17 protein-coding genes are annotated in these 21,432 nt (G+C 60.6%); 13 read left to right on the top strand and 4 right to left on the bottom strand.

What is annotated here, in order from left to right; translation table 11 throughout:
• Positions 1–99 precede the first annotated feature (99 nt).
• Positions 100–2,985 carry a Ti-type conjugative transfer relaxase TraA gene (gene traA / locus B2G71_RS08315; protein ID WP_098105306.1) on the bottom strand — a complete coding sequence of 962 codons (2,886 nt, stop codon included), beginning with the start codon at positions 2,983–2,985 and terminating at the stop codon, positions 100–102.
• 173 nt (positions 2,986–3,158) lie between these two features.
• On the opposite strand from traA, the gene B2G71_RS08320 reads away from it, so the two are divergent.
• From B2G71_RS08320 to B2G71_RS08365, 10 genes are all read left to right on the top strand, one after another.
• Complete coding sequence (locus B2G71_RS08320) at positions 3,159–3,464, top strand: conjugal transfer protein TraD (RefSeq protein ID WP_098105307.1); 306 nt, start codon at positions 3,159–3,161, stop codon at positions 3,462–3,464.
• 22 nt (positions 3,465–3,486) lie between these two features.
• Positions 3,487–3,714 carry a conjugal transfer protein TraD gene (locus B2G71_RS08325; RefSeq protein WP_098105308.1) on the top strand — a complete coding sequence of 76 codons (228 nt, stop codon included), beginning with the start codon at positions 3,487–3,489 and terminating at the stop codon, positions 3,712–3,714.
• A 294-nt stretch (positions 3,715–4,008) separates the two neighbouring features.
• On the top strand, positions 4,009–5,979 hold the full coding sequence (locus B2G71_RS08330; RefSeq protein ID WP_098105560.1) for an N-6 DNA methylase: 1,971 nt from the start codon (positions 4,009–4,011) through the stop codon (positions 5,977–5,979).
• 92 nt (positions 5,980–6,071) lie between these two features.
• Positions 6,072–7,403, top strand: a complete 1,332-nt coding sequence (locus B2G71_RS08335; protein ID WP_141521524.1) for a hypothetical protein — start codon at positions 6,072–6,074, stop codon at positions 7,401–7,403.
• A gap of 32 nt (positions 7,404–7,435) precedes the next feature.
• Positions 7,436–9,679, top strand: coding sequence for a DUF262 domain-containing protein (locus B2G71_RS08340; protein ID WP_098105310.1), 2,244 nt, complete (start codon positions 7,436–7,438; stop codon positions 9,677–9,679).
• A 53-nt stretch (positions 9,680–9,732) separates the two neighbouring features.
• Positions 9,733–10,188, top strand: coding sequence for a hypothetical protein (locus tag B2G71_RS08345; protein ID WP_141521525.1), 456 nt, complete (start codon positions 9,733–9,735; stop codon positions 10,186–10,188).
• The gene (locus B2G71_RS08350) at positions 10,185–11,021 is read left to right on the top strand and encodes a hypothetical protein (protein ID WP_098105312.1); all 837 of its coding nucleotides are present in this window, start codon (positions 10,185–10,187) and stop codon (positions 11,019–11,021) included. The genes B2G71_RS08345 and B2G71_RS08350 overlap by 4 nt, the downstream gene beginning before the upstream one ends.
• A gap of 587 nt (positions 11,022–11,608) precedes the next feature.
• Positions 11,609–11,815, top strand: a complete 207-nt coding sequence (locus B2G71_RS08355; protein ID WP_098105313.1) for an AlpA family transcriptional regulator — start codon at positions 11,609–11,611, stop codon at positions 11,813–11,815.
• Positions 11,812–12,006: a helix-turn-helix domain-containing protein gene (locus B2G71_RS08360; protein WP_098105314.1), complete on the top strand. Its 195-nt coding sequence runs from the start codon at positions 11,812–11,814 to the stop codon at positions 12,004–12,006. Before B2G71_RS08355 ends, B2G71_RS08360 begins: the two co-directional genes overlap by 4 nt.
• 259 nt (positions 12,007–12,265) lie before the next feature.
• Positions 12,266–12,730 carry a transposase gene (locus B2G71_RS08365; RefSeq protein ID WP_098105315.1) on the top strand — a complete coding sequence of 155 codons (465 nt, stop codon included), beginning with the start codon at positions 12,266–12,268 and terminating at the stop codon, positions 12,728–12,730.
• A 290-nt stretch (positions 12,731–13,020) separates the two neighbouring features.
• Here B2G71_RS08365 and B2G71_RS08370 read toward each other — a convergent pair whose 3' ends face one another.
• Positions 13,021–15,351, bottom strand: coding sequence for a TonB-dependent receptor (locus tag B2G71_RS08370; RefSeq protein WP_098105316.1), 2,331 nt, complete (start codon positions 15,349–15,351; stop codon positions 13,021–13,023).
• Between the two features lie 21 nt (positions 15,352–15,372).
• Here B2G71_RS08370 and B2G71_RS08375 point away from each other — a divergent pair, with 21 nt between their 5' ends.
• From B2G71_RS08375 to B2G71_RS08385, 3 genes are all read left to right on the top strand, one after another.
• Positions 15,373–16,602: an AraC family transcriptional regulator gene (locus B2G71_RS08375; protein WP_240530063.1), complete on the top strand. Its 1,230-nt coding sequence runs from the start codon at positions 15,373–15,375 to the stop codon at positions 16,600–16,602.
• A 118-nt stretch (positions 16,603–16,720) separates the two neighbouring features.
• A complete protein-coding gene (locus tag B2G71_RS08380) occupies positions 16,721–17,908 on the top strand; it encodes a MaoC family dehydratase N-terminal domain-containing protein (protein WP_098105317.1) in 1,188 nt (395 codons plus the stop codon).
• A gap of 7 nt (positions 17,909–17,915) precedes the next feature.
• On the top strand, positions 17,916–19,604 hold the full coding sequence (locus tag B2G71_RS08385) for a class I adenylate-forming enzyme family protein (protein ID WP_098105318.1): 1,689 nt from the start codon (positions 17,916–17,918) through the stop codon (positions 19,602–19,604).
• A gap of 25 nt (positions 19,605–19,629) precedes the next feature.
• On the opposite strand, the gene B2G71_RS08390 is transcribed toward B2G71_RS08385, so the two are convergent.
• Together B2G71_RS08390 and B2G71_RS08395 are read right to left on the bottom strand one after the other, a co-directional pair.
• A complete protein-coding gene (locus B2G71_RS08390; protein WP_098105319.1) occupies positions 19,630–20,556 on the bottom strand; it encodes an SDR family NAD(P)-dependent oxidoreductase in 927 nt (308 codons plus the stop codon).
• Entirely contained in the window at positions 20,553–21,431 is an 879-nt protein-coding gene (locus B2G71_RS08395) for an SDR family NAD(P)-dependent oxidoreductase (RefSeq protein WP_098105320.1), read from the bottom strand. The genes B2G71_RS08390 and B2G71_RS08395 overlap by 4 nt, the downstream gene beginning before the upstream one ends.
• Position 21,432: the final 1 nt, after the last annotated feature.

Consider the following 21,432-nt stretch of genomic DNA (forward strand, 5'->3'; position numbering starts at 1 on the left):
CGTCGTCTTCATTCCCGTACCAATCCATCAGCTCGGGAGTAGCTTAGCATCCTGTCCAAGAAACCGGCACCACCTCTGTCGTCTTCCATGTTGGTTCTCCTAAATGCCAATGTCGAAAGCGCGGGTGCGCTCGGGTGTGAGGGTTGCGGTGAGTTCGTTGGCGATGCTGCGTTCGGGTTTTGGATTGATGCCCAGCTCGCGGGATTTGCCTCGCAGCAGACCTTCGACCTGCGGATCGCGCTCCAGCCCTTTCGCCAGATCGGATAGCTTTGCCGACACACGGGCAGCGCCTGCACGGTCGCCTTGCTGTTCAAGCTGCTTGCGTGTCGTGCTCAACCCCTGCCAGTCGCTGACGAAACGCTCGGATCGCAGTGCTGGATCGGTCCGCACAGCGGCTTCGTGCCGCATGGCACGCATAGTTTCCTGGCTGCGACCGCCAGCGGCCTCTGCAATCAGCTCAGGACGCCGCTCCAGCGCCTTGGCGAGATCGGTGACGGCAAGGGGGCGGTTCGCTTCGAGCGCCCTTCCTGCTTTCTCCAGCGCATCCTTCTGGTGCGGGAGGACGGGCAAGCCCTGCGCCTGCATCGTGCCGATATCGCGAAGTGCGCGGGCATAGTATTCGACCGCGCGGCGCTGGTCGTTTTGCGTGATTGCCTGCGCCGGGATTGGCTCTAGTTGACGGGCCTGCGGGCGGAAGTTTCCGAAGATCGATTTGGCCCGTTCGGGAAACTGCCGAACCATCTCCATGACCCGCTCGCGGAAAGTGATGCCGCGCAGTTCGGCGAAAGCCTGCTCGGGTTTGTAATCGCCAGCCATGTCCTTCCCGCGCTCGCGGCTTAGCAATCGGACAAGCTTGGACTGGTCGGCAAAGTCATCGCGCCCATAGTGCAGCGCCAGCCCGTCGCGGTGGCGCGACATGGCGACATAGGCGGAATGGCTGTCCATGCCCGGTGTGGCGAGCAGATAGGCGCGATCAACCGTCATGCCCTGCGCCTTGTGGATCGTGGCCGCATAGCCATGATCGATATGGGCGTAATCCTTCGTGTTAAAAGCGACCTCGCGGCCATCGTCTGTGCGCACCGCCATGCGCTGCGCGCTGGCCTTTGCAACCGTGCCCAGCGTCCCGTTCTTGACGCCAAGCCCGCGTTCGTTGCGCAGGAAGATGATGCGGTCGCCGGATGCAAACTGGCGCTCGCCGCGTGCCGCCTTGATCGTGACAACTGCGCCCAGCGCACCAGCCTCGCGCAGCTTCTCGCGCGCCATCTGGTTCAGCTTGCGGACCTCGTCATTGGTGTGGGTGAGGATGATCCGGCTGTCGGCGGGGCTGGCCTGGCGTTCCTGATTCCAGCGCTCGATCAGCACCGTCCGTGCATCCTCGCGCGTGTCAGCGGCATGGACCATGTCGCGTTCTTCATAGGTGCGGATTGCTTCGCCGGTTCGGCCCGTGGCGAGGTGCCGGGTCGCATCCTGCTGCCATGCGGAAAGCTGGCGGCGAACTTCGCTGATCTCGACCCCGCCGTGGCGCTCATGGATCGCCCGGAAGGCTGCGCCTGCCTCGATAGCCTGAAGCTGCTGCTGGTCGCCGACCAGGACCACTTTCGCTCCGGCCTTTTCGGCATGGGACAGCACGCGCTCCATCTGGCGCGTGCCGACCATGCCCGCTTCGTCGATGACGAGAACGTCACGGGATGTGAGCTGCTCACGTCCTCTGCCCCACTGATGCTCAAGGCTGGCAATGGTGCGCGATGCGATGCCGGAGCCGTTCTCCAGCCCTTCGGCGGCAATGCCGGAAAGCGCTGCGCCGCGCACAGTGTAGCCCGCGCTTTCCCAGGCCTCACGTGCCACACCGAGCATCGCGCTCTTGCCGGTTCCGGCGTAGCCGACAACGACTGCAAGTCCCTTGCTCTTGGTCACATGCTCGAAGGCGAATTTCTGTTCGCCGGAAAGGACCAGGCCGCGCCTTGCAGCGCTGGCGAATGCAGCATTTCGCAGGACATCATTGACGCTGTGTTTGGTGTGTTGGGCCCTTGCATCGGCGGCGCGATGCAGGCGCTGTTCGGTCTCGATCATCGACCGCGAAGTGAAACGATCCTGCCCTCGTCCATCCTTGCCCAAGGAGATCAAATCGGGCGATGCGCGCACGGCATTGTAAGCCGCATCGAACTGCTCCTTTCCGTCGCTATGCCGGTTAACAAAGGCGGCAAGGTCGCGCCTGGTGAACGTCGCCTGCTGGTGCGTGATCGCATCGAGCGCCAGCGCGGGATTGGCGATGATCCGCTCGCCATTGCGCTGGGCAATGGCGCGGTGTTCTTCGATCCGTTCGGCCTCCAGTCCGCGTCCGCCAATGCGTGAGGCTGCGGGTCCAATCTTGTCCTGCGGTTCCAGAGCGATGCCCTGCGCCTCCAGGCTGCGATGATCGATCCGGGCATCGATATCGCGTTCGGAGAGGGCGCGGTTCACATGATCGGCCCAGCGCTCGCGCCATTGCTCGATCAGCGCGGTTTTGTTCCAGTCGCGGACCTTTGCGCCAAAGCCACCCTTTGTGACCTCTCGCATGGTCAGCATGACATGCGCGTGCGGCTTGGCCTTGCCGTCCTCGCCAATATCCCAATGGACATTGAGATCGGCGATCATGCCTTTCCCGACGAACTCGGCTTTGACGAACTCGCGCGCCAGCCTGACATTGTCCTTCTTGGACAGCTCGCGGGGCAAAGCGAACTCGACCTCGCGGGCGAGCTGGGCATCCTTGCGCTTCTCGGCGGCCTCGACCGCATTCCACAATGTGGCCCGGTCGGTGAAGGCTTCGGGCGCGCCCTTGGGCAGCATCACTTCGGAATGAAGGACGCCTGCCTTGTTGGTGAAATCATGGGTTCGGTCGATGCGTTCGTCGTGCAGCTGTTCGCCAGCACGATAGGCCGCCGCCGCAACGGCACTGCGTCCGCTCGACCGTCCGATGACCTTTGCGCTGAAGTGAAAGATTGCCATGACGGCAATCCAGTTACACCGCAAACGCAACGTCGGCACGACGTATAAGCGCGCCCTCTCATGATAAAATCCTGATCGGGACTAGGCGGTATCACACTGTCCCGGCGACCTTACTGCATTGGATTACAAGCACGATTATTATCACTCCATCGCACCAACGATGGAGACAACACATGCGCAAACCCCGCGATTTTGATTCGGAACTGAAGGCACTTGCCGACAAGGCGAAGCAGTTGAAGGAACGCCGCGTGCGCGACCTCGGCGCGCTGGTCACGGCAACCGGAGCCGACGCGCTCGATGCCGATGTCCTGGCGGGCGCTCTGCTCGATGCCGCCGCCAACACCGACAAGGCAATCGGGGAGGGCTGGCGCAAGCGCGGCGCAGCCTTCTTTCAGGTCAAGTCACGCGACACTGCGAGCGGACCTCGCCAGCAGCCGGAAAGCACTATACCGCTCGACAGCGGCGCGGCATCGGCTTGAGGCGGCAAAGGCACGAACCGACATGCGCGAATGGCAGGTCAAACGACGCGAACGGACCAAACAACTGATCGAGCTGGGCGGCCTCGTCGCCAAGGCTGATCTGGTCGAGCTGACCGATGATGATCGCGCCGCGCTTTACGGCGCATTCCTCACAGTCGCCGCCAAGCTGCGCGGGCCGGATGGAGCGCAGGCGCTGGTGCTCTTCCGGCGTAAGGGCAAGCGGGCGTTTGAGGCTGAACAGGACCTCTGAACCTAGGGTGTTTCCGCCGTCGAAGTGGCCCAATCGGCTCAAGCATCGCCAATCGCGCTTGCTTCGTTTGTAACTGCGCTATAACCAGAGCAAGAGAGGGGGAGCCGTGGGGCAGGCTAAGTCGCAAATTTCAAACCAAAAAATGGTTCACGTTAGGCTTGAACCGGAGTTGCACCGGCGGCTCCGCATAGTCGTCGCTTCGGAAGATACCTCGATTCAAGACTGGCTATCTGATGCGGTCGAACGTGCCGTTGAAAAGGCATGGCCTACCATCACGCAAGGGACGAACAAAAAATGAGTACGGCTGCCTTGCGCGCTCCCAGTAGCGCCCAGATTCCGGTCATCGTTCAGCAGGGCAAAATCCTCGATTTCATCGATGGTCTGACCCAACGGAATGAGACCCCAGAAGAGTATGTCAGGCAGGAAATAGCCAAGTCTCTTGTCCGCGAATATGATTACGCGAAAGCCGACATTTCCGTCGAATTCACGCTTCGCCTCGGTTCACGAAAGCCGCGCGCTGATCTCGTGATTTTCGATGAAGGTGACGACCACAAGCAAGACCGTGCGAGGGTCATCATCGAATGCAAATCGCAAAAGGTGAAATCAAGCGATCGCAAGGAAGGTGTCGGCCAGCTTCACGCCTACATGTCAGCTTGCCCGAATGTTCAGTATGGAATGTGGACCAACGGTCTGGAACGATACTGCTACCGGCGTGTCGAGAAAGATGGCTCAATATCTTTCGACGAAATTCCGGATATACCTGGCAAGGGATGCAGTGAGGAAGATGTTGAGCGCCCTAGGTTCGACCAACTCAAGGCGGCGTCGTCGGACGCGCTGCTGTTCGCGTTTCGGCGCTGCCACAACTATATTGCGGGCAATCAGGGGCTCCAGAAGCCAGATGCGTTCTGGGAACTCCTGAAGATCATTTTCTGCAAGATTCATGACGAGCGCAGCTCCGATGAAGTTGAATTCTACGCCACCTCGAAAGAGCGTCACAATCTGAATGGACGCCTCAAGGTCAAGTCGCGGATCGACGCTCTCTATGCTGCGGTGAAAGCCGAATACGACACGATCTTCCGCGAAAATGAAGAGATCGAGCTTGAGCCTGCGGTACTGGCCTATATCGTCAGTCAGCTTCAGATGTACTCGCTCCTGGAGAGTGATATTGACGTGAAGGGACGCGCTTACGAGGAGATCGTTGGCTCGAACCTTCGCGGTGACCGGGGCGAATTTTTCACTCCGCGCAATATCTGCCAGATGGCGGTCACGATGCTCGATCCAAACGAGCGCCAACTGATAATGGATCCGGCATGCGGGACTGGGGGCTTCCTCATTACCGCGATGAACTATGTCATTGAGAAGATACGCGCCGCAGAGATTGCCAAGTGGGGTGAAATCGCACGGGCAGAAGATGCCATTCGTGCACGTGTCCAGCGCTTCGCCGAGAAATTCATCATTGGAATGGACCTGAATCCGAGCCTCGTGAAGGCATCGAAGATGAATATGGTGATGAACAATGATGGCGCTGGCGGGCTATTCCAGGGTAACTCCCTGAAGGCTCCTGCGACATGGGATGACGTGCTTCGCGCGCGGAACGTCATGGGCACTGTCGATCTGCTGTTCACGAATCCACCGTTCGGTTCGAAAATTCCAATTGATGATCCTGCCATACTCGAAAAGTACGAACTCGGGCATGCGTGGTCATACGACACTGACACCGATGAGTGGTCGATGCGGTCAGATATTCAAAAGTCCCAGCCGCCGGAAATCCTCTTTATCGAACGGTGCGTGCGGTTGTTAAAGCCGGGGACAGGCCGTTGCGCAATTGTTCTGCCTGACGGGATACTTGGTTCGCCGGGGGCAGGATATGTTCGTGAGTGGCTACTGCGGAATACTCGAATCCTCGCCAGCATTGACCTTCACCCAGACACTTTCCAGCCCCATGTAAGCGTTCAGACGAGCGTGCTCGTACTCCAGCGGAAGACCGACGAAGAAATGGCTGTCGAAAAGGCGGCTGGCCGGTTCAATGACTACCAGGTGTTCATGGCGGTAGCAAACCATGTAGGGCATGATAAGCGCGGTAACGTCACATACGTACGTGATCGATCGGGCAACGAAATTGTTGAAGAATTTGAAGAGCAAACGAAGGATTACGAAGAAGGCAAGCCAATTTACAAGCGCCAACTGACTCAGCGAAAAGTCGTCGATGATAACACTCTTCAAATTGCTCAGGCATTTCGCGCATGGCTATCCGAGCAAGATTAACTGCCCCGCGAGAGGTCAGGCAACAATGGCCGTGGCATGAGGCACAGTCGATCAGCCTCCCGGCGTCACTGCTCTTTGGCGGCGATCGCCGAATGGAAGCTGAGAATTTTTTGGCACCAGGGTTTGCCGTTCGGCACCGGATCACGTCCAAACCAAATGGCTGGAGCGCCTTCTCGGAGGCTGCAAACGTTTGGCAGCCATCTCGACTGAAGGGCATCCAAGTATCACCTGATTTTGGAGTGCCGTTCCTAGCTGCGACGCAAGTGTTTGATGTTCGACCGATCCCTCGAAAATGGCTGTCGTTAGATCGTACCGATGACCACTCCCAGCGGTTCGTTTCGGAGGGAACGGTGTTGTTGACGTGTTCCGGCAGCGTTGGCCGTGCAACGCTTGCGGATGCCACTGTCTCTAAGATGCTCATTTCGCACGATTTGTTGCGGATTGACGCTCGCAAGGACGAAGAAAGAGGCTGGATTTACGCTTATCTTCGGTCGCCAACTGTGAGGGCGATGATGACCTCGGCGCAGTACGGCCACATGATCAAGCACCTCGAGGTGAGTCATTTGGAAGCGCTTCCGTTCGTTTCCATGCCGAAGGGGGCGGCCAAGACATTTAACGAAGCCGTTGATCGGATCATTAGGCTGAGAAACCAATCACATGACCTCACGGAAAGAGCTGAGCAACTCTTTGAAGAATCGTTCGGGAAATTCTCTCCAGGTTGTGACGGTGAAGCTGGCTTCTCCGTAAGCGCTTTAGCTGCACTGACAGGGGAACGACGCAGATTTGAAGCTCAATTTCACAATCCGGCAGTCGGGGAGATTGTGCAGCACTTGGGAGTGCGCGCTACTGGCTGGAACTCGGTCAGCCAACTTGGCTATTCAGTTTGGCTTCCGACAAGGTTCCGGCGAATAAATGCCGATGATGGCATCCCATTTATGGATAGCTCAGTCCTTTTCGAAATTAATCCTGACCTCAAGAAATTCATTCAAGACTCAGATTTTGGCGACCCCTACCGTGGACGGGTAATGGCTGGATGGTTGCTCTTGGCTCGATCGGGACAAGTCTACGGCATCAACGGTTCGACAATGATCGCCTCAAGCGCTCACGAAGAGAAGATCATATCAGATCACGTCATTAGGATCGCGCCCGAATCGCCTCAGTGTCGCGTCGGCTATCTGCATGTAGCTATGTCTCACCCTGAGCTGGGGCGACCGCGCGTAAAAGCGTTGCCCTATGGATCAAGCATTCCGGAAATTGAGGTGGCAGATGTCGAGCGGCTTCTCATTCCTCGGCTATCAGCGGAAAGGGAAGGCGAGATTGCTGATTTGGCAGAGGCGGCGGCAGCTGACCGCGATACTGCAGACGCACTTGAAGTGGAGATTGCAAACGAGGCGGACAATATCGTCCGATCATTCATGAAATGATGTGATTGAAGTCGAGAGCTAGGGCAAGAATTATGGCGATATTCACTACCAGCAATGTTCCGATCTCGTCCCTGATCGAAGACATCGATATGGACAAGATCGGCCTGCCGGAATTGCAGCGCCCGTTCGTGTGGCCGAACGTCAACGTCCGCGATCTCTTCGACTCCCTCTATCGAGGCTACCCTGCCGGTTTCTTGCTGTTCTGGAAAACCGGTGCTGAAGGCGGCCTGAAGAGCATCGGAACTGGCCCCAAGCAGTCCGTCCCTGAACTCGCAATCGTCGATGGCCAGCAGCGCCTCACCTCGCTTTATGCTGTTGTGAAGGGGATGGAGGTCCTCCGCTCCAACTTCAAGAAAGAGCGCATTCAGATTGCCTTCAACCCGCTGTCTGGCCGGTTCGATGTCGCCGATGCTGCGATCAAAAAGGACCGTGCCTTCATCCCTGATATTTCGGTGCTCTGGACGCCGGACTTCAAGGCCGGTGCTTTCCGAAAGGCCTTTCTCTCGCAGCTCAAGGAAATTCGGGAAATCTCGGACGACGAAGAGGCGGCCATCGAGGATGCGATCGATCACCTTCGCAATCTGCCCAATTACAACTTCGTCGCTCTGACTCTCGCGTCATCGGTCGATGAAGAAACCATCGCCGAAGTTTTCGTGCGCATCAACGGAAAGGGCAAGGCGCTCAACCAGGCAGACTTCATCATGACATTGATGTCAGTCTTCTGGGAGAAAGGCAGGGTCGAGCTTGAGAATTTCTCGCTTCAGGCCACAGTGCCCAGCGAAGGGCAGGCATCGCCGTTCAACCATTTCATCAAGCCGTCACCAGACCAGATGCTGCGCGCGACTGTGGGATTGGCGCTCAAGCGAGCGCGGCTGGCCAATGTCTATGGCGCGCTGCGTGGGAAGGATGCCGCGACCGGCGTGGACAATCCCGACAAGCGCGAGGGTCAGTTTGCCCTGATGCGCGAAGCCCAGTCGGCGGTTCTCGACCTGGCCAACTGGCATCACTTCCTCGATGCCTTAAAACTGGCGGGCTACCGTGGGCAGAAGATGGTAAGCTCGGAAGCGGCGATCATTTTCAGCTACGTCCTCTATTTGATCGGCATTCGTGACTACGGCATCGATCGCACCCGGATGCGACAGGCTATTGCCGAGTTTTATTTCATGTCGGCAATGACAGGGCGTTACACCAGTTCGCCAGAAACGCGCTTCGAAGCCGATCTTGCTCAGGTCCGTGATCTTGGTAGCGGCGAGGCATTCATCGCCAAGCTTCGCGAGATGTGCGACACCACGCTGACAAACGACTACTGGGAAATCACACTGCCTAGTCAGCTCGCAACCTCGGCCTCGCGAAGCCCGACGCTCTTCGCCTACCAGGCCTCGCTCATCATGCTGGACGCGCCCGCGCTTTTCAGCCCCTTGAAGTTGGCCGCGATGATTGACCCTGCGATCAAGGGATCGAAGGCGTCGCTAGAACAACACCATCTGTTCCCCCGCGCCTATCTCGAAGGGCAGGGTGTTACCGATCTCAAGCAAATAAACCAGATTGCCAACTTTGCTCCGGTTGAATGGCCGGAGAACATCAAGATCGGGAAACAACCCCCGGCAGAATATGTCCCGGCGCTCGACGCGCAGATGACCGCGTCGGAGCTCGAACGGGTCTATGGCCTTCACGCTCTCCCGTACCTCTGGTGGGAATTGCCCTACGATCAGTTCCTGGTCGAGCGGCGGCTCCGCATGGCACAAGTCGTTAGGCGGGCATGGGAGCAATTGCGCGGTGATGCTGCCATTGAAGCGGTTGCGCCGCCTTCGGTGGCTGAATTGATCGCTGGTGGCGAAACCGGAGCGGTGGAGTTCAAGTCAACGCTTCGCATCAACCTCCACACCGGTCAGCCGGATGAGAAGATGCACCTGTCCGCGCTCAAAACGATTGCCGGATTCTTGAATGCCAAGGGCGGCACACTGCTTATTGGCGTGGCCGATGATGGCGAAGTCCTCGGCATCGGTGCCGATGGCTTCCCCAACGAAGACAAGATGGGGCTGCACTTGGTCAATCTCATCAAAGACAGGATTGGCGAAGTTTTCTTGCCTTACGTCCACCCGCATTTCGAAGATCAGGAAGACGAGCGGGTTCTTATGGTCCGTTGCGAGCCGGGGCCAAAGGCCGCATTTCTGAAGGACGGGAAGGAGCAACGATTCTTCGTTCGTGGCGGTAATGCTACTGCTGAATTAAACGGCGCAGGCGTAACTGATTACATCAATCACCGTTTCGGCTAGCATTGTGTTTTGCAGGGCGACCTTTGATAGATTCGCACTAAATTGAGAAGGTTTTGGCATTGGTCGAAAATTCGCTTGAAGGGATAATCGAGTTCGCGACTGTTCGCGCCCAGCAAGAATGGGATGAGCACAAGCAGCCCTATTTGCTAGCGCGACTAAGTCCTGATTTGTCTGCAGAGGGGGTCGATTATCGCACCGTTCTCGGGGAACAAAAGCTCAAGGACTTTGTCGCTGGCCATGCTGACAAGCTGAAAGTTGTTGTGCATCCGCAGCAGCGAGCAAAGATAGGCCTCCTGCCGGCCGATGTGGACTTTGAGTTTGAAACAGCTGCGGACAACGAAACTCAATCAGGCCGTAGGAGGCCGACTAGCGACGCGGGTATTCACGGATCGAAGCGGCGCTATATCGTTGGAAATTTCCTTCAAATGGTTTCGGAACTCGACGAAGCCGATGCCAAGCAGGTTGAAATCCCGGCTCATATTCTTGCGAAGCTTTTGCGTGACAAATGAGGGTTGTTATCGCCGTCGCCACGGCGAATGCGGCGCTTAGGAATTTCTTGGCATCCAATCGGCCAAACGTCATCCCGCAGGGCACGATTGAAAAGGGCTATTTTGCTGAGAGGCAAGCTCGCTTCTCGGTACAGATCCAGGCTCTCGACGAGAACTCTAGCGCTGATGCGATCGGTGCATGGCTGAAGCGTATTTCGAAGACTGCTGACGCAGTGATTTTGCTGATCGATCAAAATTGCCGCCAGCTTGTAACTCCCTACGAAGACGCATATTTCATTGTCGATATACCGCCATATCCCGGCGCAGTTCTTCAAAATCAGGTATTCGCTACGCTAGCTCCGATCCTGCGGCATTTCGCAAATTTTTGCCGCATCTTCGACTCCCAGAAGAATCAAAAGGTCCTCCTCTTGCCGCTTGATATTTTTCTAGCGGACGAGCTGAACGAGCTGAGAGCACGTCTGACGGTTAATAAGATGGACGTTGGATTTGCGGATGACGTCGAACAGAAAATCTCACGGCTCAACGAGCGAGCTCGACCAAAGGGGCAAAGGCGATTTAAGCGTGTCTATTTCGTCGACGATAGGCCGCTCTGGTTTCACTTTGGATTGGAGCAACATGCGATGGCGGAAACCGGAGTTCCGCCGCATGCCGAGCACTGTTGGCATACTAGCTGCTTTAGGTTTGGGAGGCGATTTGACTGCAAAAGACATTTCAATGTCGATGATGATTCGACACCTACCAAGGTATTTGGAAGCTTCATCACCTGCCATGGTGAGACGTTTAATGCCTCAGGACAAAGCCATCTGAATGTCTTTCCAAATTGCTTTATTTGAGTGAAAAGGGGCAGCTCGAAAGCCGCCCCTTTTGCAAATACCGGTGTCTAGCGCTTATATTTCCTTCACTGCCGCGGCAGATCAGATCACGACCCAAAATGTCGATCTTTCCGATCTTTCGTCTGGTCACTCCGGCGAACCGATGCCTATCGAGTAGGTGTCATCAATTCGCATGAAGGGAAAACGTAGACTACACATATATGAAGGTGCCCCGGTTAAGAGTCAATGAATCCCGTGGTCAAAGGGACATTGTCGTGAAACGAGGTGATCCTCGTCTGCCGCACACTAGGTCTCCGATCTTTGCCAATTGTGACGCAGAATTCGGCAGCGCTCGCGCGAAAATCTGTCACCGCCGTCGCAAATTTGCGCTTGTCAGACGCAAAATCGCGTCGAGCGAAAAAATTCTCAGCATCAAAGGCAGCGGGGTGGTTTGTCCGTAAAGGTCTCGGACCGTCCATAGACGGTTCAAATCGCACAAATCGTTGAAGAATTGCCCGAATTTCAACTCGGACTGCCCCTTGCGTCAAGATAAAAAGTTCTCATTATGTTCCGTGGAGGGTCTGCCAATGTCAAAGTGAGAACGCCCAATGTCCAATACCGAACGCATCATCCGACTGAAGACCGTGCTTGACCGCACGGGCCTCTCTCGCTCGACCATTTATCGCAAAATCGCCGAAGGCACTTTCCCGTCACAGGTAAAGATCAGCGTCCACGGCGCGGGCTGGCACGAGTCAGAAATCAATCGCTGGATCGCCGATCCCGCTCACTATCGTGAAGAGGAACCGGCGGAATGAGCGGCCAACAATCCGTCGAGCCGATCTGCGTCAGAGTCAATGACGCCGCCCGCATGATCGGCGTTGGCCGAACAAAACTCTACGAGTTGATTGCCAACGGCGAACTTGAGACAGTCAAGCTTGGCAAGGCAACGCGGATTACGACGGCCAGTCTGCATAAGCTGGTGGAGCGGCATCGGGCATTGAACTGACTAGGCCGCGAACTCGCAATTGGACAGTGTCAGAGCGTGCCATTATGTTGCGATCAGGCGCGCTGCGAACCACCCATTTATTCAGTTTCTTGGACAAAACGCTGAACCGAACCACCGTTAAATGAACGAAAATGTGGGGGAAAGTGTGGGGGAAGGCCTGCGTTTGTTCCAAGAACAAGATTGATATCAAAAGGTTATTTTTCCGGTTCGATTCAAGCCCTGCCACCACCCCCCTTCTCGCATCATCCCCGAAAAGCCCATGGTTCGGCGATATGGCCGGGCACCGCGCGGACAACGGGCGCGCGGCTACGCCCCAGCCGGGCACTGGAAGATGACCACGTTCCTTGCCGGTCTCACCCACACCGGCATCGTCGCGCCGCTCGTGATCGATCAGCCCACGAACAGGGCGATCTTCACTCAGTATGTCCGCCAGTATCTGGTGCCAACGCTGCGACCCGGCGACGTGGTCATCCTCGACCACCTGTCGAGCCACAAAAGCGTCGCGAGCGCCGCACGGGTCGAGGCCGCCGGTGCCACGCTCATGTTCCTTCCGCGCTGCTCGCCAGACCTCAATCCGATCGAGCAAGTCTTTGCCAAGCTCAAAGGGTTGCTCCGGCGCGCCGGCGATCGCACCCGCGACGGCCTGTGGAACCGCATTGGTCGCCTCGTCTACGACTTCCCCCCCCACCGAATGCGCCCACTACATGCCACATGCCGGATATGAGCCACTCCGATGACAAACCGCGCTAACCGAACGTCGAGGAAAATCAGGGGGTCACGTCAGTCTTTCATCAATGCGGTGACGGACAGGTTTTTGCCGTTCCGCCTTTTCCTCGCGATGGGGACACGGCTTCCCTTCGAAAGGTTGGCCGAAGACCCGTCCCCCGAAGCCTCAGCTTCGCAAACGCAGATATCCTGCTCTTTGCCTCTCTGCCGCGCGTCCCGCCATGACGGGGCTCAGCCTGTCGCGTTACGCTTGCGCGGGAACGCTTCGGCGAGCCCCATGGACGGCCGTTACCGGAACTTCACGCCCAGCTCGATGCCGTAGGTGATCGGAGAGTTCCAGACCGCGCCGGTTCCCAACGTGTTGAACAGCACCTGCGATTGATAGCGCTTGTCGGTCAGGTTGTCTCCGAACACGGCGACGGTGTAGCGATCGCTGGGATCGGTCCACTGCGCCCTGGCCGAGAGAACTTCGTAGCCTTTCTGATAGAACTGCTCTGCGGGATCGAAATAGAACCCCGAGGTATAGTAGAGGTTGGACGAGAGCGTCAGCTCGCCTCCTCCCAGTTGCGCCGTATAGCTTGCGCCGATGTTGCCGGTGAACTCGGGCGCGCGCTGCATCTCGAAGCCGGACGCGTCGGTCAGCGTCTGGACGAGCGCTCCCGGCCCGGCTCCGCCCAGCTCGACCGGCGCGCACCACAAGGGAACGCCGGGGTCGCTCACGGCGGGATCGCAATAGCTGTAGAAGGGAGCGTTGGGGAAGCTCTTGTAGCGGGCATGGGTCCATGCCGCACCGCCATAGACGTCGAAAGCCTGGCTGACGCGATATCGGAACTGCACTTCCGCGCCGTAGATCTCGGAGCTGGCGGCGTTGCGAATCTGCGCCGCACCGTCCTGATAGCTCGAAACCTGCAGGTTCTTGTAATCGTAGTAGAAGCCGGCAAGATCGACCTGCAAGGTGCGATTGTCGAACTTGTACCCCACTTCGAAGGCATTGATCTTTTCGGGCTTGACCGGCTGCTGCGACAGGCCGCCGACGTTGAGGATGCCTGCCTTGTAGCCCTTCGTGTACGAGGCGTAGACGCTCGAATCCGTGCTCGGCTTGTAGCGCAGCACCAGGCGCGGCGTGAAGCTGTCGTTCTTGAGCTTGTCCACCGGCACCTGCGTGCCGGGCTCGAAGACGTTGGGAACGACTTCGCCGTTGGGGCCGATGTACGAAGTCGTGAACGGGTTGATGGTGAAATAGGCATCGTCGACGATGTCGTGCGAATAGCGGCCGCCCACGGTCACGAAGAATCGGTCGGTCACCTCATACGTCGCGTCGACGAATGCCGCGTAGGACTTCGTCGTGGTGCTCGAACCGCCGTAATCGATGAAGGGAGCCCCACCGAACGAGGCGTCGACGTCCCAGGTATCGCGGATCTGGAAATAGTTGAGACCGGCGGTCCACTGAAGCCGCGAGCCCGGCTTGGAACTGAGCAGGAATTCCTGTGACCAGGTCTCGTCATCCACGCCCACGAAGATGTTGAACAACGGCAGCAGGCTGGCATCGAGGTCGCCGTAGTAGGGCGACTTGTCGCGCCGGTACTGCGAGTAGGAGGTCAGGTCCGCGAAGCCGACGTCGGCCTTGACCGTCGCCTGCAGCGCATCGGATTTGGTCCGGAAGCTTTCCGGCGGATTGAGCGCGATTTCGCCGGGTTTCGTCGCGAACGCGCCTTGGGGGGCGTAGAAGTTCACCAGCGGCTGCCCCTTCGAGGACGACCGTCCGTAAACCGCCTGGCCCGCCGGAGAGAGCTTGCTGAAGAAGCCCGCATCGCCGTTCGGATCGACGAAGGCATTGACGAGCTGGGTGGTCGGATCGTCGGTTTCGGCATGGATGTACCGCAGCAGGACCGAGACTGCCGGAGACAGTTCGGCCTTGAGGCCCGTACGCACCGACCAGTTCTCGTATTGGCCGACCTCGTCGTCATCGTTGACGATGTCGGTGAAGTAGCCGTCGCCGCGGCGATAGAGCCCCTCGATGTCGAAGGCTATGTTCTCGGTGATCCCGAAGGTGGCGTAGCCCTGCAACTTGAGCGCATTGAAGCGCTCGTAGCTCGCGGTGACCTCGCCGCCGGTCTCGGTGCTCGGATCGGCGGTCGTGACGACGATCGCGCCGCCTGTCGTGTTGCGGCCGAACAGGGTGCCCTGCGGCCCCTTGAGCACCTGGATGCTCTGCACGTTGAGAAGGTCGAAGTCGGACAGGTAGGTGTTGGCCTGGAAGAAGCCATCGACGTAGATTCCGACGTTGGGCCCGCCGCCCGAGGTCGTGATCGCGGTGCCGACACCGCGAATCGTCGGCTGCACCGCCGGTCCCTGGCTGTCGAAGCGCAGGCCGGGCGTCAGCTTCGCGGTGTCCGACAACTGGTTCACGTTCGCCGTGGAAAGCTGTTCCCCTCCGAGCGAGGTCACGCTGATCGGCACGTCGCGTGACAGCTCCTCGCGCCGCTGCGCGGTCACGACGATCTCGTCGCCGACGCTGGCGGTCTGATCACTGGACTGAGCGTGCGCGGGCGTCGCGAACAGGGAAACGGCGAGCGCGCCCAGCGATGCGCGCGAAATGAATCCGGATTTCGTGGCCATGGTTTCCTTCCCTAACTTCCCGTGTCGTCGCCGGAATCCGGCGCGACCGGCTGGCCGCCATCGCAGGTTCGAATCCGCATGACTTGCTGGAAATGGACATTTTTGCAGGTGCGAAGGGCATCGCATGCCTGCCGCCACTTGATTGATTGCGCCACTCGGAGCATCACGCCGCCGGAAAAGAGGAAGATCCGGGCCGTGTCCTTGCTGCGTGGCAACGCCGAACATTTCGAGACATTCGATCTCGTTCATTCGCGGATTCTGCACAAGTTCCCCGATCTCGTCCGCGACCTGGGAGGACGGCCCGAGGTTCTGCTCGAACGCTCGGGCATCGCGCCTCAAAACTGCGAAGCGGAAAACGCGGCCACATATCGCCAATGGGCCGCCGTCATGGAGAGCGCCGCGGCCGAGCTGGGCGTCGCGGACTTCGGCATGCGGCTTGCGCTGCGCCAGGGCGGTGCGGGCGTATATGCCGCACTGGGCACGGTCATGCGCAATTCCCGTGATTTTGGCGCCGCGCTCTCGTTCGTGACGGCGCACAACGCGGCGCACTCGCGCGCGGCGCGTGTCTGGAAGGAACCCACCGCGTCGGGCGAACACGTCTTTCTCGGACACGACATACTCGTGGAATCGATGACCGACCGTCGTCAGGCGATCGAGCAAGCGCTGTTGTTGGGACAACTCGGCGCCAGGGAGATCACAGGGGGCCGCGTCAGCGCGAGGTGCGTCCACTTCCGGCATCGCGCCATGAGCGATCCCGCCGTCTACCGTCGAAACTTCGGCTGCGAGGTGCGGTTCTGCCGGACCGAGGACGGGATTGCCTTCCGCAGCGCCGATCTGACTTGCCCGATCGTGGACTCCGACGCGGAGTCCGGCAGGCGGGCCGCGGCCTTCATTGAACGGGCCTATGGAAACCGCGGGCTCCCGCTTTCGGCCCAGGTTCGCGGGATCGTAATGCAGCGCCTCAGCACGCGCGATTGCATCATCGAGTCGATCGCCTCGGAACTTGCGATCCATCCGCGAACGCTGCACCGCCGCCTCAAGCGCGAAGGAGGCTGTTTCCAGCAGATCAAGGATGAGGTGCGCCGCGATCTTCTGACGTACTATCTAGAACACACCGAGCTCGAACTGGCCAGCATCTCAAGCATGCTCGGGTTCTCCGAGCAGTCCGCCCTTTCCCATTTCTGTCGACACAACTTCAGGATGAGCCCGACCGACCTGCGGAACCTCTCGCGGCAGCGGGCCGCCGCCTAGACCCTCGCGTCACTCTTCCGGAACGATGCCACCAAAAGTCGATTGTCCGGATCGGACAAGTCGCTGCGTCCCGTCTGCGCCAATCATTGCGGCCAAATCGAGTTCTGGGAGACAGGAAATGGCAAAAGCCGACGATCCGGTGACAATGGATATTAGCGACGTCGAATGGAGGCTGGGCCATCACGTCGGTGGCGGCGAACTGTTCGAGCCATGCAACAAGACAGACATTCGCCGCTGGGTCATGGCGATGGATTACGTCAATCCGCTGCACTGGGATCAGCGCTTCGCGAGCCAGACCAGGTTCGGCGACATCATCTGCCCGCAGTCGATGCTCGTCGCGCTGGACTACGGCCATGGCAACAACCAGGCCTGCGTCGGCCGGATCGAGGGGCAGCACCTCATCTTCGGCGGCGAGGAATGGTGGTGGTACGGGCCCCACGTGCGGCCCGGCGACCATATCAATCACGAGCGCATCTTCACCGGCTACAAGCTAACCGACACCAAGTTCGCCGGGCCGACGCTGTTCCAGAGCGGCGACTGCATCCATCGCAATCAGCGCGGAGATCTCATCGCCCGATCGCGTCCGACGGTGATCCGCTACCTCGCGAGCGAGGCGGAAAAGCGCGGCATGCAGGCGGAAAACGCGGGCGAATTGCGCAAGTGGACCGCCTCCGAGCTCGACGAGATCGATCAGATCCGCCGCCACTGGTTCCTTTCGAACCGGGAAGGCAAGAGTCCCAGCTTCGCCGCGGTCAAAGTCGGCGACACGCTGCCCCGGCGCGTGATCGGCCCACACTCGATCGCGAGCTTCACCACCGAGTACCGCGCCTTCATCTTCAACATCTGGGGCACGTTCTACTGGCAAGGCGTGGAGGGCGTGAAGGACTGCTGGGTCAACCAGGACATGGGCTGGATCGAGGGCTTCGGCTTCGACGAGGAAGGGGCGATGATCGACCCGCGCCTGCGCGACGGGCTCTACGTCGGTCCCTCGCGCGGCCACATCGACACGGAGAAAGCCGGAGAGATCGGTATGCACCGCGCCTACGGCTACGGCGCGACGATGGCGGCGTGGAACACCGACTATCTTGCCATGTGGGCCGGGCACGACGGCATGGTGCGCCACGCCAAGTCCGAATTCCGCAGCCCGGCTTTCGAGGGCGACATCACCTTCATCGACGGCGAAGTCGTCGAGAAGATCGAGCAGTCCGAATGGGGCGTGCCTCTGGTGCGCATCAAGGTGCGGATGACCAACCAGGACGGCAAGACGGTCGTGACATCGGTCAACGAGGTCGAGCTGCCGTACTGATCGGACGATGATCACGCACGATTATCTCGTCGATCCCTCGCTTTCGGTTTCGCGCGGTCCGCCGCTCGAGGCCGAAGCCGGGATCGGCCCGCTCACGCTCGGCGGCTTCCTGATGGAGGTCGCGCGTCGGCACCGTCCAGCCGAGGCGCTCGTCCTGCGCGCCGCGGACGGCGCGTGCGAGCGCTGGAGCTACGAGACCCTTCTCGAACGCGCGACCGACGTCGCCCGCGCGCTCGTGGCATCGGGCATCGGCAAGGGCGAGCGCGTGGGCGTGCTCATGACCAACCGGCCCGAATTCCTGTCCGCGGTGTTCGGCATCGCCCTGGCGGGTGGAGTCGCGACCGTGCTGAGCACGTTCTCGACGCCGGACGAACTCGATTTCCTGCTAGAGGCCTCGGGCTGTTCCGCGCTGCTCTACGAGCGGCAGGTGCTGAGCAAGGATTTCGGGGCTATTCTCGGCGGGCTTGAGCCCGCCTGCGCCGGTGCCGCACCCGATGCCTTCGCTGCGGAGCGCTGGCCCTTTCTTCGCCTACTGGCCGGTATCGGCGAAGTGAACGGCGCGACGATGGGTTGGCAGGCTTTCCTCGAAACCGGACGAGACATCCCACGCGCGCGGGTCGTAGCGCGGGCCGGGCAGGTCTCGCCGGCCGATCCCGGCGTGCTCTTCTTCTCGTCGGGCTCGACCGCGAGGCCGAAGGGAATCTTGTCCTCGCATCGCGGCGTGACCCTGCAGATGTGGCGGATGGCCCCTCAGCAGGGCCTCGGGCCGGGCGTGCGGAGCTGGACCGCGAACGGTTTCTTCTGGTCGGGCAACTTCGCGATGATCGTCGGCGGCACACTGGCGGCGGGCGGCAGCATCGTGCTGCAGCCGACATTCCAGCCCGCCGAGGCGCTGTCACTGATGGAGGCCGAAAGCGTCAGCTTCCTGTTCGCCTGGCCGCACCAGTGGGAGCAGTTGATCGGCGCGCCGAACTGGCCGGAGGCGGACTTGTCCTCGCTGACCTATATGGACGCCCGCTCGCCCATCGCCGCGCACCCGACCGTGAACGTGGACTGGATCGAGCCGCGACACGCCTACGGCAATACCGAAACCTTCACGCTCAGCACGGCCTATCCCGCCGGCACCGGCTGCGAGACCGCCGCCCAAAGCCATGGCCTGCCGCTGGCCGGAAACACGATCCGGATCGTCGATCCCCTGACCGGGACGGTCACGCCGCGGGGCGAACCCGGCGAGATCACCGTCAAGGGGCCGACCCTGATGCTCGGCTACCTCGGCACCGCGCTGGCCGACACGCTCGACGACGAAGGCTACTTCCGCACCGGGGACGGGGGATGGATCGACGAGGCCGGGAGGCTGCACTGGCAAGGCCGCCTTAACGACATCATCAAGACCGGCGGCGCCAACGTCTCGCCGCTGGAAATCGACGAAGCGATCCTAGCCTGCCCGGGCGTGAAGCTGGCGCAGACCGTGGGCGTCCCGCACGAGACGCTGGGAGAACTGGTCGTCGCCTGCGTGATCCTCCACGAAGGCGCCAGCCTTTCGGAGGCCGACATCCAGGCGCATACCCGCACGCGGCTCGCCAGCTACAAGGTGCCGCGCCGCGTGCTGTTTTTCGCGCCCGACGAACTGCGACTCACCGGCAGCGCCAAGATCAAGACCGCCGAACTGCGCCGGTTGGCGGCTGAAAGGCTCTAGGCGACCGGCGCCGTTCTCGCGGCCTTCAGCCGCCCTCGCCCGCGCCGGTCCCCGCCATCGCGAAGCTGCGCGCGAGGTGTTCGCCGAAACCGTTCTCGCAAGGGTGGAAGGTCCAGCGCTCGCTCTCGTCGCGGATCGCGTCGATGCTCTCACCCACCGCGTCGATCGACCATTCGGGCCGATAAATCCCGCGCGTCTCGGTCACGAAGGCCCGGGCCATGCGCCCGGCGACCGCCACGTAGAGCTCGCCCGAAACAGAGCAGCTTTCGTGCGCCAGCCATCCGACCATCGGCGCGACCAGCTCAGGGCCCATCGGCGGGTACTGCGAGGTGTCGAGGCCCTCGGCCATGCGCGTGACCGCGCCCGGCAGGATGACGTTGGACTTGATCCCCCGGTCCGCGCCCTCGACGGCGATGGCGTTGTTGAGCCCGATCATCGCCGATTTCGACATCGCATAGTTGACCGTGTTCGGCATCGTGTAGAGGCCGCCGATCGAACCCGTCAGCACCACGCGTCCGTAGCCTGCCCTCGCCATCGCCGCGAACGCGGGCCGCACGACATGGAAGGCGCCGAGCATGTGGACGTCGAGCACCGCGCGAAAGTCCTCGTAGCTGGTCTCGTCGAGCGCGGCGAAGCGGTTGTTGCCGGCGTTGCAGATCAGCGCATCGATCCGGCCGTAGGCGTCGAGCGCGGCCTCGACGATGGCGCGGCCGCCCTCAGGCGTGGCGACGCTGTCGGTCGAGGCGACCGCCTCGATTCCGGCCGCGCCGAGTTCGGCGACCGCCTGTTCGGCGGGGCCGCAATCGCTGCCGTCCCCGCCAAGCGCACTGCCGTTGTCGTTTATCAGCAGGCTCGCGCCCAGCGATCCCACGAGTTCGGTATAGGCCCGGCCCAGTCCCCGCGCGCCGCCGGTGACGACGACAACGCGGCCGTCGAAACGCCGCCCCGTCAATCTTCCCTCCATGTGGTCGATCCCGGCGCCCAGAGCGGCGCCCCGCGCGTTTCGCGCTGGCTCGCGATCGTGCTGCCGTCCTTGTCGGTCACGCCGTAAGCCTGCGCCAGTTCGGCGACGATATGGCTGCCGCCCGATTTCGCCGAAAGCTGCGGGTCCCGCAGCAGCGCCGCGATCACTCGTCCCGCGAACTCGGGCGAGCAGCCGGCCGCGCTCTTGAGCTGTTCGGCCATGCCCGGCACCGACTTCAGGTTCTCGGTCGCGCGTTCGGTATAGGTGAAACCCTGCCAGAGCGAGACCGCGCTGACGCCGGTGTCCTTCAGCTCGTGCGCCATGTCGCGGATCATGCGGTCGGTCGCGGTCTTCGTGGTGCCGAACACGACGTCATAGGTGTAAGTCACGCCCACGTAGCCCGAGAGCGCCGCGATCAGGCCCGAGCCCTGCGGAACCATGATGCGGGCGGCATGCCAGGCGCAGATGAAGGCCGCGCGCGCGCCGGTGTCCCAGATCTCCCATTCGTCGGCGAACGGCTTTTCCCAGAAGCCGGTGCGCCGGGTCATCGAATCGGGGATGGCCATGGCGTTGTTCGCCAGCAGGTCGAGCCGTCCCTCGTCGGCGCGAATGCGTTCGAACACGGCGGCGATGGCATCGTCGTCGAGCAGGTCCATGGCGAGCGCCACGCCCCTGCCGCCGCGCGCGTTCACTTCGTCGACCGTTTCCTCGAGCGAGCCGGGCAGCGCGTGGCCGCCAGGTCGAAGCGTGCGGCCCGTGACGTAGACGCTCGCCCCCTCGTCCGCGAGCGCGAGCGCGATGCCCTTGCCGATGCCCCGGCTCGCTCCGGTAACCAGCGCGACCTTGCCCGAAAGTGCCGCCACC

This window comes from Novosphingobium sp. PC22D, assembly GCF_002556635.1.
GTDB lineage: Bacteria > Pseudomonadota > Alphaproteobacteria > Sphingomonadales > Sphingomonadaceae > Novosphingobium.